Genomic DNA, 12,351 nt, shown 5'->3' on the forward strand with positions numbered 1-12,351 from the left:
GGAGCGCGTCGAAGGCCGGCTCACGGGTCGCGGGGCCGCGGCGGGGCAACACGCTCACAGGCGCAGCGTCCGCCGCAGGTGCAGCCGCTCGGCGGTCGCGCCCTTGTCCCGCACGTGCCGCACCAGAAGGTCGCTGTCCACGATGGCGGGATGGTTCTCGTCGTAGTCGATGGCCATCACGACGCCCATCCACGGTTCGAGCCCCATCGCGTAGACGTAGACCTCGTCGGGCCGCAGCGCATCGACGATCTCCTTCGCCTGGGGGAAGTTGGAACCGTTGAGCCGGCGGCTCTGGTCGGTGCGCCGGTCCAGCGGCTCGCCGTACAGCGGGCCGTAGATCCAGCTGGCCGCCGCGCCGATGCTTTCCATGCCGATGAAGACCGTGTCGACCCGGCCGATCAGCTCGGTCACCTTTGCGTACATCGTCGGCGAGATGTTCGTGGAGTCGGCGGCGAACAGTACCGAGTGCTCCCCGAACCGGATCAGCCAGCCTGTCTTGCTGCGGATGCGCAGGTCGCCGTGTTCCCCGAGGAAGGGCAGCGCGACGACTTCGGCGGAGCCGCAGCGCAGTGTCTCCAGGTCGTCGACCTCGACGACGTCGGTGAAGCCCAGCCGCCGCAGGATGCCGCCGAGTCCGGGGTCCACCAGGCTGGCGTTGGAGGACTTGGGGATCAGGACCCTGCCCACCCGGTGCCGGATGCGGAGCAGGGTCTCGAACAGCATGTGGTCCTGATGGTTGTGGGTGATGAGCAGATGGTCGATGCGCTCCGGCAGATCGGCGAAGGTGAACCGGTTCTCCGCCCCTCCGGGGTAGCCGCTGTAGCTCAGCACCGGGTCCACCAGGAAGGTCGTGCCTCGGTAGCGGGCGAACACGCAGGCGTGGCCCACGTATTCGAGCACGTCGTCGTCGCCCGGGGTCGCGGCCGGTTCCGGGCCGGGTGCCCGGACGGGTTCGAAGTACGAGGTGAACAGCGCGGCCCGCTCGCCGGTGAGCCCGAACCGTGCCGCAAGAGCAGCGAGTTCGGCCTCGGTGAGTCCGCCTCGGAAGACCGTGTCGAGCAGCGGGGAGTTCAGGGGAACGTCGACGAGCAGGTGCTCCGGGGTGTACTCCAGCACCGGTGTCGTGAGTGCGAACTCGCGGGCGTCCTGTTCGACCGGGCCGAACCGCACCTGCTGCCATGACTCGTCGTAGTACTCGGACGCGTACATCAGCGGTTCGATGAAGCGGTAGTCGGGTGTGCGGTTGTCCCTGCCGTAGAAGACCTCCACGCGTCCGGCGAGCGCCGGTGGCAGCACCTGGTAGACGGGGTCGAGGGACTCGCCCTGGTGGCGGGGGAGGATGTCCTCCTCCAACGTGCGTATCGCATCGAAGAGTTCTCCGAGCCGCTGCCGCCACGGAGCCGTGTCCCGGTACCAGGCCGCGATCGCATCGCGGTGCTCGTGCGCGTGGATCCAGGGGCCGCCGTGCATCCGGCGCTGCCGGACGGCCGCCGCGTGGACCTGCGGGTCCTTGAGGTAGCTCTCGACGATGGGGGTGAACCGGTTGCGTACGAAGCGGGCGAGGGTCTGCGGCGGCAGCAGGTACGACCAGCCGTACCAGCCGGCGATCACCGGCTCGACCGCGATGTTCTGACGTAACGAGTAGCGCATGCCGGCAACAGCTCCGTTCCTGTCAGCGCGGCGACGACGCGTGGGCGGCGCCGGTCGGGGCCTCGGTCCGGGGCGCCGTCGGCGGTGTGCCGAGCAGACGGCCGAGGATGTCGTGGTCGGCCTCACGGTGGGGTGTGCGCCACCCGGGGCCGCTCAGCGCGGCCTGCATGGCGGACAGGAGCGGCGGGTGGACCTCTCCGGCGTCCCGCACCCGCTCGAACCACTCGGCCGGCGCCAGGACATCGGACTCCGAGAGGCCGGCGTGGTGGAGGAGTTCGCCGAGCGCGTACGTGCGGTGGACGACGACCGCAGAGCCGGAACCGACGCCCTCGGTCGTGCCCGCGTCCGCGTCGAGGCCCCTGAGGAGGGTCTCGGTCAGGGGGGCGACGTCGCAGACGGGCACGTAGCCGTCCAGGCGGGGCATCGCGCGCAGCCGGCGCGCCGTCTCGATCAGGCCGGTGAACCAGTCGTCCTTGAGGTAGCCGTGGTCCTCGGGCCGGTGGCCGTACACCAGGCCGGGCCGGTAGTGGGAGACGACGCATCCCACCTCCGCGAGGGTGTTCACGTACTCCTCGCTGATCAGCTTCGACCGGGAATAGGGGTCGCCCACGGCCTCCAGCGCCGCCGCCGACAGGGGAGCGAAGCGTTCTCCGGCCGAGGCGGCCGAGAGGAAGACGAAGGAACGGGCGCCGAAGGCGGCTGCGGCACGGACGACCAGCGTCGTGTTGCGTACGCTGCCGTTCATGTGGCTGTCCAGCGGCAGCAGGTGGTTGACGTGGTAGCCGCAGTGCACCACACCGTCGAGGGCGGGGCCGCGCCTTCGGTCCACCCACTGTTCCAGTTCCTCGTATCCGATCGCCCGTATGCGGGTGTAGGCGGCGATGTCCCGCCCGAACCTCGTGCGGTGCTCGCTCAGCACCCGGTCGGGATCGCCGGTGCTGACGACGAGGACGGGGCGTCCGACGGACAACAGCCGGTCCAGGACATGCCCTCCGATGAAGCCGGAGGCGCCGGTGAGGAGCACGGCCGGGCCGCCGTCCTCGGCCCATGACGCCGTCTCCCGACGGAGGAGCGGCAACTCGGCCCGCAGCCCGGCCCGTTCGGTCTCCACCCGGCCCAGAAGCCCCTCGGCGGCGGACTCCCCCGGCGCAACGGCCTCTCCACGCAGGTGGCGCAGGAAGGCGGCCGGGGTGAAGTCGTAGTCCATCGCGGCGAACGCGGCCTCGACGGCTTCCTCACCGTACGTCTCGGAGAGTTTGACCTGGATCTGGATCATGGCCAGGGAGCTGCCGCCCGCATCGAAGATCGACGTGTCCGGGTCGAGCTCGCGGCCCAGAACGGCGGCTACGACGTCGAGTACGTGCCGCATCTCCGACGCGTCCGCGGCCAGGGCGTCGGACGGCGCTGCGAGCCGCTCCCGCAGGGCGTTCCGGTCCACCTTTCCGCCTGCGGTCAGCGGAAGCACGTCGGCCAACATGATCCGGTCAGGCGCTTCCCAGACGGGCACCAGGCTTCTGATCCGGCCCATCAGCGACTCCTCCGTGTCGTCGCTGTCGGCGGTCGTGGCCAACAGGATCGTGTCGTCCTGCCGTATGAGCGCCACATCGCGGTTCAGATGGTGGGAGAGAGTGGACTCGACGTGGGCGAGGTTGACACGGTGGCCCAGCCGCTTGATCTGCTCGTCGATTCGCCCGATATACGACAGCTCGCCGCCGTCGGTGAGGGTGACGACGTCGCCAGTGGCGTAGGCGGGGGTGCCGTCGACTGTTCCGAACGCCTTGTTCTCGTCCGGGTGCCCGCCGGCGTAGCCGAGTGCCACACCGTCACCGACGATGACGAGTTCGCCGGTTCCGGCCGTGGCGTGGTCGCCGGTGTCGGCATCGCGTACGAACGCCCGGAAGCCGTCGAGGGGGGTGCCTATGGACGGCGTGAACTCCGTCAGCTCGGCGAGGGAGAAGCAGACCGTGGCTTCCGTCGGGCCGTAGGCGTTGAATACGCGGCTGTACCGGGCCGCCTCGTGGAACTCGCTCTCGCCCAGGGCCTCGCCGCAGAACTCGACCTTGCGGATGCGGCGACGTGCCGCCTCGTCGAGCCGTGCGTAGACGGACGGCGAGAGCATGGCGAGGTCACAGCCATGGGCGGCCAGGTGCCGCGAGACCGACCCCAACCACGACGCCTGATCCCGCACGGGTACGACGAGGGTCGCGCCCGCGTACAGGGCCCCGAGGATCTCGCTGATGGAAGCGTCGAAGGAGAGCGAGGCGAAGTGCAGGACGTCGTCGTCCGGCGTGATGTCGAGGAGTCGCTGCAGGGAGCGGCACAGGTTGAGCAGGCCGCCGTGCCCGACGTCGACGAGTTTGGGATCACCGGTCGATCCGGAGGTGAAGATGGAGTACGCGACGCGGGAATGCTGCGGCGCCGCGGGCGCGGCTGCCGTGTTGTCCGCCGGCACCGGGTCGGTGGGCCAGCCCACGTCACCAGCGTGCAGGGCACGGACCCCCGCCTTCTCGGCCCGGACGAGCGTCTCGCGGTCGAAGCAGACGACGAGCCCCGCATCCGCCGCGCGGACGAACCCCTCGAACCGGTCGGCGGGCAGGCCGGGGTTCATGGGGGTGTGGACGGCGTGGCTGCGCATCGCCGCAAGGGCCCAGACGACAGCCTCCGCCGTGTGTTCCCCCGCTACCAGGACCCGGCGGCCGACGGCGCACTCGCGGTCGATCCGGCCGGCGAGCGCACTCGTGGTCCGGCCGAGTTCCTCGTATGTCCAGGTGCGCCCGGTTGTCCGTAGCGCGGTGCGCTCGTGATGGCGCCGGAAGAGGTCAGTCAGCAGGTCCGAGAGTTCCACCGCTTGCTCCAATTCGCTGCTTCAGCCGGTCGATGACGTCGGCCGCGGTCCGGGGGGAGAGGAATCCGCGCTTGTGCTGCATCCGCAAGAGCGGCGGGCCCGGCCACGACCGGTCGGCGAGGAATTTGAGATCCTCGAAGACGCGCGCGCTGCGCACGGGTATCCAGCGCCACAGGGTCGGCTCCGGGCGCATGAACGTGGTGTCGGAGACGACGACGCGGGGCATCCGGCCGCTCGTGAACGCCGTGGCGAAGGCGGTGAGGTCGGACATCGTGAACCGGCCGAGCGACTCGTGGAACCGCCGGGTCTCAGCGAAATACGCGGGGGTGTACTCCGCGGCCGACGCGCCCCGCACGACGAGCGGCTTGATCTCGACGAAGCAGCCGCCCTTCGTCGCGAACTCCCAGCGGGAGAAGGGGTACTGGAGTACCAGTCCGCCGCCGACGGAGGGGAGCAGGGCGGCGGTGACCGCGCTGAGCAGTTCGTCGAACGTGACGCCTTCGCGCAGCGGGAGCCATTGCTCCGCCGAGGCGGAGATCGTCGGGATGCCCTTGCGGCCCGGTACCGGCAGGTCGCCGAGGGCCTGGGTGACCTGCGTGGGATCAGCGGCGGGCAGGCGGGCGTACTGCTCGACGGTCGCCTCGTGGCGGCGGTAGCGGGCGCCGATCCGGGCCGACGAGACCTCGCCCCGCAGGTGGGCTCTGATGTGCCGGAGCAGGTCGACCACGTCGGGCAGGTCGACGATCAGATGGCTGAACTTGACGAAGACGACGTACTCACCGTTCACGTGGGGCCAGTACGCCAGGTGCACCGCTTCAGCGATCCGCAAGGGATGGGTGTTGTGGTAGTCGGTGACCAGCTCCGCCAACTCGTCGATGCCGCCGTCGACCGGTCCCGGCTGCGGGGCGAGGGTGACGACCACGTCCTCCTCCGCCACGTCGAGCAGGTGCGTGAGCGCCTGGGCGAGCCCGAGCCGACGGACGAAGTCCTGCCACGCGCCGGGGTCCTCGACCTGCCCGGCGTCGACGGTTCCGATGAACGCCGTGCAGGGGTTGACGTCGCAGTCCAGGCCGAGGTCGGCGAGGAAGCTGTAGATGTCGCGTACGGCGACGGCGGCGGGGCGCAGGCCAGCCCGGGGTGCCGTCTCGCGGGCGCTCGCGGTCATCGGGCCACCGTCGTGCCCCAGTCGAACTCGACCTGATCGAGGACGTCCATCTCCGTCAGAAGGCGGTGGATCCCCGAGTGGTCCTGCACGAGGTGGGTGCCGGTCTGGGCTTCGCGCACCTCGGCGGCGGCCTTCTCCCAGCCCTGGACACCCTCGAACGCGGCGATGGTCTCCCAGGTCGTGAAGTCGGGAGCCACGAACGCTTCGAGACCTGCGACGACCTTCTCCAGCAAGAACCGGCGGCGGTCAGCCGGCAGCGCCTCGTACACCTGCTTCATCATCTCGCCGGAGATCGAGGCGTGGCAGTATTCGTCGCGGTTGTGCAGTTTCACCGTGGTGGAATTGACGACCTGGATCTCTTTGTCGTCGGCCAGGAGATCCAGGAAGGCGTTGATCGAGATCTCGGCGACCGTCGCGAAACCGAGCGTGGTGAGGTTCCGTTCCCACTGCTCTTCGCACCGGTCCAGATGGGCCTTGTGAATCGCTGTGATGCGCGGGTCCGGCAGCACCCGGTCGGAGAAGTCTCCCCGGCGCATCCGCCGCGTCACCGCGCTGCCGTTGATGTGCATCAGCGTGTGGTACTGCTCGTCGACCATGGCCTGCGCGACGGCCAGCTCCAGCTGCTGGCCCCCGAGTCCGGGGTACGCGCCGCCGATGACCAGCTCGAAGGCCGGATTCGCGATCCGCTGCTCGACCAGCACCGTGGTCCGGTTGTAGGCGACCCAGCCCCAGCTCAGCAGCCGCGAGCGGGTCTCGTCGGAGAGGCGCTCCCAGATCGGATGGGACCGGAAGGGGATCATGTCCTCGCGGAAATCGGGGCGGTCGAGGTCGTAAAGGGCGTAGAGGTCGGGTTCCTCGCGCTTGACGGCCGCTCGCCGGTGCCAGTTTCCGACGAGCCGGTCGATGACCGCGTTCTCCGCGGGGTCGTTCGGATCGAACGCCGGTAATCCGGCGATCTGGACACGCCCGTCACTGTGCCCGTCATCGCTGTATTTCTCGTCCGTGTGGTCGCGCATAGCCCACCCCTTCCTTCTCTTCCCGCTGCGGGCGCTGCCCTTTCCGGGTCCGGCGGCTTCGAATTCTGTGGACATCGCCCGCCGCTCGCAAGGGTGTACAGATCGCCGCCCTGTGCAACTGAAGGAACGGGACAGTTGCACACCCGCCTGAGGTCACCGTCGGCCTGTACCGGATGAACGGCCTTGCGGGTGCCCGGAGCATGTGGAATAAACATCCAAGCGTCGGACCGGCTCACCTGCCGGCCGACGCGCCCCGATCTGTTCTGTCTGTTGTGCTGGACGGAGGCCCGATTATGACGGAGCGAATCCAGAACATCGTCGTGATGGCGCTCGACGAGATCAACCGGACGCGCGAGGAGAAGATTTCCACCGACCATGTGCTCGACTTATGCCTCTATGGTGACGCCGGCGTCTTCGAGTCGATGTACCTGGTGGCCTTTCTCTCGGCGGTCGAGGAGAGTCTCGAAGACGAATTCGGCGTGGAGGTGTCGCTCACCTCCGAGAAGGCCGTGTCCCGCCGGGTGAGTCCGTTCAGCAGCGTCCGCAGGCTGATCGGCTTCATCGAGGAGGAGCTAGAGCTCGTCGGTGCCCACGGTTAGCGCAGGTCACCCGTCTTATGATCCTCATGATCACTGGCACTCGGACCGGGATCGGCAAGGCCCTCGCGGAGCACTTCCTGGAGACCGGCCATGACGTCATCGGGTGCAGCAGGAGACCTGCGGGCATCGACCATCCGCGCTACCGGCACCATCAGGTGGATCTCGCGGACCTGGGCCAGACGAAAAAGATGTTCCGGAGCGTCCGGCAGGACTACGGAAAGCTCGACGCTTTGGTCAACAATGCCGGCACGTCGTCGATGAACCACTTCATGACAACGCCGGACGAGGTTTCCCGAAAGATCTTCGACATCAACTTCTTCGCCGTGCTGAACTGTTGCCGGGAAGCGGTCAAATTACTGCGCAAGACGACGGAGCCGAGTTCCGCGATCCTGAACGTCTCCACAGTCGCGGTGCCGTGGGCGCTCGAAGGACAACTTGCCTATTCAGCCAGCAAGGGCGCCGTCGAACAACTCGTCCGCGTGATGAGCAAGGAACTGGCCGCATTTGACATCAGGGTCAACGGAATCGGACTTCCGCCGGTTCACACCGTACTGACGAGAACCGTTCCCCGACCGAAGATCGACGAACTGATCACACGTCAGGCGATATCTCGCCAGTGCACGACGGCCGACATCATCGGTCCGGTCGAGTTCCTCATCGGCAGACAGTCGGGGTTCATCACGGGCGAGACGCTCTTCCTTGGGGGTGTGCACTGAATGCGCGACGAACTGGTGCGGAGGTTCGAGGACTTCGGCACACGGACGGCGCTCTTCGACCGGGGAACCGTCGTCACCTACGCGGACCTCCTGGGCCGTATCCGCGACACGCGGGAACAGCTGTCGCGCCATGGTGTGGCGCCGCGCGAAACCGTGATCGTGCACGGCGACTACTCGCTGGACTCGGTGGCGGCGCTGTTCGCGCTCTTCCTCGACAGGAACGTGGTCGTGCCAGTGGTGACCCTCACCGACAACACGCTCGACACTCTTGTCGAGCACTGCCGGCCGGGCCATCTGGTCAGGGCGACCGATGCGGGAATCGAGATCCAGGCTCTCGGGCGACAGGACGGAGATGCCGGGCCCGGCGCAGGCACGGACACCGGCACCACAGTCGTGCACGGCCGGCTCGGCAACGCGGACGCCGCCGGGCTCGTCCTGCTCAGCAGCGGCAGCACCGGTGCGCCGAAGGTCATCCTCCACAGTCTCGACGCCCTCGTCGGCGAGAAGCTGGAGAAGCGGCCCCGCCGTCGGCCGAACGCCCTCAACATCCTCATGGTGCTGATGTTCGATCACATCGGTGGCATCAACTCGCTGCTCAGCACTCTCCTTGTCGGCGGCACTGCGGTACTCCCCCGCAATCGCACCCCCGACGAGATCTGCGCGCTGATCGAACGCCACCGGATCCTCGTCCTGCCCACGAGCCCGACCTTCCTCAACCTGATCATGGTGGGCGACTATCACCGCACGTACGACCTCAGCAGTCTGCGCCTGATCACGTACGGCACCGAGCCGATGTCCGAGCAACTGCTGCAGCGGGTCAACAGAACCTTTTCGGGGGTGCGGCTGCTCCAGACCTTCGGGACGAGCGAGACCGGTATCGCCGGCACCACGAGCGAGTCGTCGAGCAGTACGTACTTCAGGATCGCCGACGGCAGCGTGGAGTACCGGGTCGTCGACGGTGAACTCCAGCTCAGAAGCCGGACCCAGTTCCTCGGCTATCTGAACTACGACGACGACTCGCTGACCGGGGACGGCTGGTTCAGGACCGGGGACCTGGTCGAGGAGGGCGCAGACGGATACCTCCGGATCAAGGGCCGCGCCAAGGAGGTCATCAACGTCGGCGGCGAGAAACTCCTCCCGCTCGAACTCGAGTCCGTCCTGCTGACCAGTCCCCTCGTCGAGGACTGCGTCGTGTACGGGAAGCCGAACGCCATCACCGGCCAGTCCGTGTGCGTGGACATCAAGCCGAGGGGCGAGCTCACCCGCGCGACCCTTCGCACGCACGTGGCGGAGTTCCTGGCCGACAAGGTCGAACCGTTCAAGATGCCCTCGAAGATCAACGTGGTCGAAACGATCGCGGTGTCGGATCGCCTGAAGAAGGTGCGGTCCCGGCCGGGCGGCGACACGGAGTGAGGATCCCCCTCCCTCGCGACCCCCGGTCTTCCTCCCTTCCGCGCTCCGTGACCGCACCGGCGCGGAGTCGCATCAGCCTGTTCCCGTCCCAAGGAGAATGTGATGGCACGATCGAAGGTGGCGATCATCGGCGGAGGGCCGGCCGGCAGTGTCGCGGGCCTCACCCTGCACAAACTCGGCCATGACGTCACGATCTACGAACGGTCCCGCTTCCCCCGCTACCGGATCGGCGAGTCCCTGCTCCCCGGGACGATGTCGATCCTCAACCGCCTCGGCCTCCAGGAGAGGATCGACGCGCAGAACTACGTGAAGAAGCCCTCGGCGACCTTTCTCTGGGGCCAGGACCAAGCCCCCTGGACCTTCTCGTTCGCGGCCCCCAAGGTCACGCCCTGGGTCTTCGACCACGCCGTCCAGGTGAAGCGCGAGGAGTTCGACGAGCTCCTGCTCGACGAGGCCCGCAGCCGCGGGATAGCCGTCCATCAGGAATCCCCCGTCACCGACGTGGACCTGTCTCACCCCGACCGCGTGGTCCTGACGGTCCGTCAGGACAATGGGGACGCGGTGACAGTCGAGAGTGACTTCGTCATCGACGCGGGTGGGTCTGGCGGCCCGCTCGCCCGCAAGCTGGGCGTGCGCCGATACGACGAGTTCTACCGGAACTTCGCGGTCTGGTCGTACTTCCGGCTGAAGGACCCCTTCCAGGGAGACCTGAAGGGCACCACGTACTCGATCACGTTCGAAGACGGCTGGGTCTGGATGATCCCGGTGAAGGACGACCTGTACAGCGTCGGACTGGTCGTGGACCGCTCCAAGGCCGCCGAGGTCCGGGAGCGGGGCGCCGACGAGTTCTACCGGACCACCCTCGCGAAGTGCGTCCAGGCGATGGACATCCTCGGCGGCGCGAAGCAGGTCGACGAGGTTCGTATCGTGCACGACTGGTCGTACGACACCGAGGTGTTCTCCGCCGACCGCTTCTTCCTCTGCGGTGACGCCGCCTGCTTCACCGATCCGCTGTTCTCACAGGGTGTGCACCTGGCCTCACAGTCGGCCGTGTCCGCTGCCGCAGCCATCGACCGCATCACCCAGCACGGGGACGAGCGGGACGCGGTGCACGCCTGGTACAACCGGACGTACCGCGATGCCTACGAGCAGTACCACCAGTTCCTCGCCTCCTTCTACACCTTCGCCTCCTTCACCGAGCCCGACTCCGAGTTCTGGAGGAAGCGGCGGATCACCGAGTCCGACGACGAACGGCTGAGCCGAAAGCAGTGGTTCGAGAACCTGGTGAGCAACGACACGGAGGCTCCCGGAGGGACCGTGGCATCGTTCCGCGACCGGGCGTCCACCATGATCTCCATCGGCCGGCACCAGCGTCCCGGGCTCAGCGACGAGTTCAGCGAGGCGGAACTCAATGCGGCGCGGGTGCGCTGGATCAGCGACCTCACCAAACGGCTGAACAGCATCAGCCGCTTCCGCTGGACCGGCGGCAAGGCGGTCCTCAAGCCGCACTACCGGGTCGAACCGATCGGCTTCCGGCTGGAGCAACGGGAGGTCCTGGCCAACGAGGACGGTCTCGACATGGCCCAGTACCCGATGGACGACGAGACCCGGCAGATCTTCCAGGATCTCGCCGAGGAGGAGTTCGGCTACAAAATGCTCGTCAAGCGCCTCGGCACCGTCGGCAGGCCGGAGATGAGCACCCAGATCGTCCTGCGGCTGATGGAGACGGGCCTCCTCACCGGCTACGACGAGAACGGCGACAAGGTCGTCGTACAGGGACGGCTCCACTTCGGCGGCGTCGGCGTCGAGTACGAGGTGTGACCGTCACCGCCGAACAGGTCCGGCCGGCCGCGTGACACAGCGACGACCGTCGCCGGGCCACCGTCCCGTCCGCCCCCCGGGGCGCGAACGGGACATGGCCCGGCGGCCTTCCCACTCACCTGCGCCCCGAGGGAGGCGGCCCGATGAGATACACAAAACTGCGGGACCTGGAAGTCTCCCGGATCGGTCTGGGGGCCATGGGCATGTCCTTCGGCTATACGGGCTCGGGAGCGGACGACGGGGAGTCCGTCCGTGCCATGCACCGGGCCTTCGAACTCGGTGCGACGTTCCTCGACACCGCCGAGATCTATGGGCCGTACACCAACGAACGGCTCGTCGGCCGGGCGATCAAGGGCCGCCGCGACCAGGTGGTGCTCGCCACGAAATTCGGACTCGTCTCCCACGCGGGCGGCGGTCCGGGGCAGTTGGACAGCAGCCCGGGGAACATCCGCACTGCCGTGGAGGGTTCGCTACGCCGGCTCGGGACCGACCACATCGATCTCTGCTACCAGCACCGCGTCGACCCGCACACCCCCATCGAGGACACCGTCGGTGCCCTCGCCACGCTTGTCGCCGAAGGCAAGATCCGCCACGTCGGCCTCTCCGAGGCAGGCCCCGCCACGATCCGCCGCGCCCATGCCGTCCACCCGATCACCGCGCTGCAGTCCGAGTACTCCGTGTGGACCCGTGACCCCGAGAAGGCTGTGCTGCCGGTCCTGCGAGAACTGGGCATCGGATTCGTGGCGTACGCGCCACTCGGCCATGGCTTCCTCACGGGCACCGTCCGCTCGACCGGGCACTTCGACGCCACCGACCTACGGGCGGACAATCCCCGCTTCGCCGGGGAGAACTTCCCGCGGAACCTGCACATTGCCGATGAGATCGAGGCCGTCGCCGCGGAGGCCGGCGCCACCCCGGCGCAGATCGCCCTCGCCTGGCTGCTCGCCCGGGGAGACGACGTCGTCCCCATCCCCGGCACCCGACGGGTCACCCGCGTCGAGGAGAACACTGCGGCCGCCGATGTCCGGCTGAACCCCGAGCAGTTCGCGCGGCTCGACGCCCTCCCGCCTGCTGCGGGAGAGCACCACACGGAGGAACAGATGCGGATGATGGACCGCGACTGACA

The 12,351-nt window shown here is 68.1% G+C and carries 9 protein-coding genes; 5 read left to right on the top strand and 4 right to left on the bottom strand.

Going from position 1 to position 12,351, the window contains the following annotated elements; all coding sequences use genetic code 11:
• Positions 1-54: 54 nt before the first annotated feature.
• From BIV25_RS02660 to BIV25_RS02675, 4 genes are read right to left on the bottom strand one after another with little or no spacing between them, the layout of a single operon-like run.
• Complete coding sequence (locus tag BIV25_RS02660) at positions 55-1,650, bottom strand: MBL fold metallo-hydrolase (protein ID WP_071370442.1); 1,596 nt, start codon at positions 1,648-1,650, stop codon at positions 55-57.
• Positions 1,651-1,672: 22 nt separating this feature from the next.
• Entirely contained in the window at positions 1,673-4,495 is a 2,823-nt protein-coding gene (locus tag BIV25_RS02665) for an AMP-binding protein (RefSeq protein ID WP_071370443.1), read from the bottom strand.
• On the bottom strand, positions 4,470-5,660 hold the full coding sequence (locus tag BIV25_RS02670) for a hypothetical protein (protein WP_071370444.1): 1,191 nt from the start codon (positions 5,658-5,660) through the stop codon (positions 4,470-4,472). The genes BIV25_RS02665 and BIV25_RS02670 overlap by 26 nt, the downstream gene beginning before the upstream one ends.
• Positions 5,657-6,676, bottom strand: coding sequence for a diiron oxygenase (locus BIV25_RS02675; RefSeq protein ID WP_071370445.1), 1,020 nt, complete (start codon positions 6,674-6,676; stop codon positions 5,657-5,659). Before BIV25_RS02675 ends, BIV25_RS02670 begins: the two co-directional genes overlap by 4 nt.
• Positions 6,677-6,969: 293 nt before the next feature.
• On the opposite strand from BIV25_RS02675, the gene BIV25_RS02680 reads away from it, so the two are divergent.
• The 5 genes from BIV25_RS02680 to BIV25_RS02700 all read left to right on the top strand — a co-directional run bounded on the left by BIV25_RS02680 (position 6,970) and on the right by BIV25_RS02700 (position 12,349).
• Positions 6,970-7,275: a hypothetical protein gene (locus BIV25_RS02680; protein WP_071370446.1), complete on the top strand. Its 306-nt coding sequence runs from the start codon at positions 6,970-6,972 to the stop codon at positions 7,273-7,275.
• Positions 7,276-7,301: 26 nt separating this feature from the next.
• Positions 7,302-7,991: an SDR family NAD(P)-dependent oxidoreductase gene (locus tag BIV25_RS02685; protein ID WP_256255535.1), complete on the top strand. Its 690-nt coding sequence runs from the start codon at positions 7,302-7,304 to the stop codon at positions 7,989-7,991.
• Positions 7,992-9,404 (top strand): class I adenylate-forming enzyme family protein, encoded by a 1,413-nt coding sequence (locus BIV25_RS02690; RefSeq protein WP_071370448.1) that lies wholly within the window; start codon positions 7,992-7,994, stop codon positions 9,402-9,404. It begins immediately after the preceding gene.
• 102 nt (positions 9,405-9,506) lie between these two features.
• A complete protein-coding gene (cmlS, locus tag BIV25_RS02695) occupies positions 9,507-11,225 on the top strand; it encodes a chloramphenicol-biosynthetic FADH2-dependent halogenase CmlS (RefSeq protein WP_071370449.1) in 1,719 nt (572 codons plus the stop codon).
• 143 nt (positions 11,226-11,368) lie between these two features.
• The gene (locus BIV25_RS02700; protein WP_071370450.1) at positions 11,369-12,349 is read left to right on the top strand and encodes an aldo/keto reductase; all 981 of its coding nucleotides are present in this window, start codon (positions 11,369-11,371) and stop codon (positions 12,347-12,349) included.
• Positions 12,350-12,351: the final 2 nt, after the last annotated feature.

The organism is Streptomyces sp. MUSC 14, assembly GCF_001866675.1.
Classification (GTDB): Bacteria; Actinomycetota; Actinomycetes; order Streptomycetales; family Streptomycetaceae; genus Streptomyces.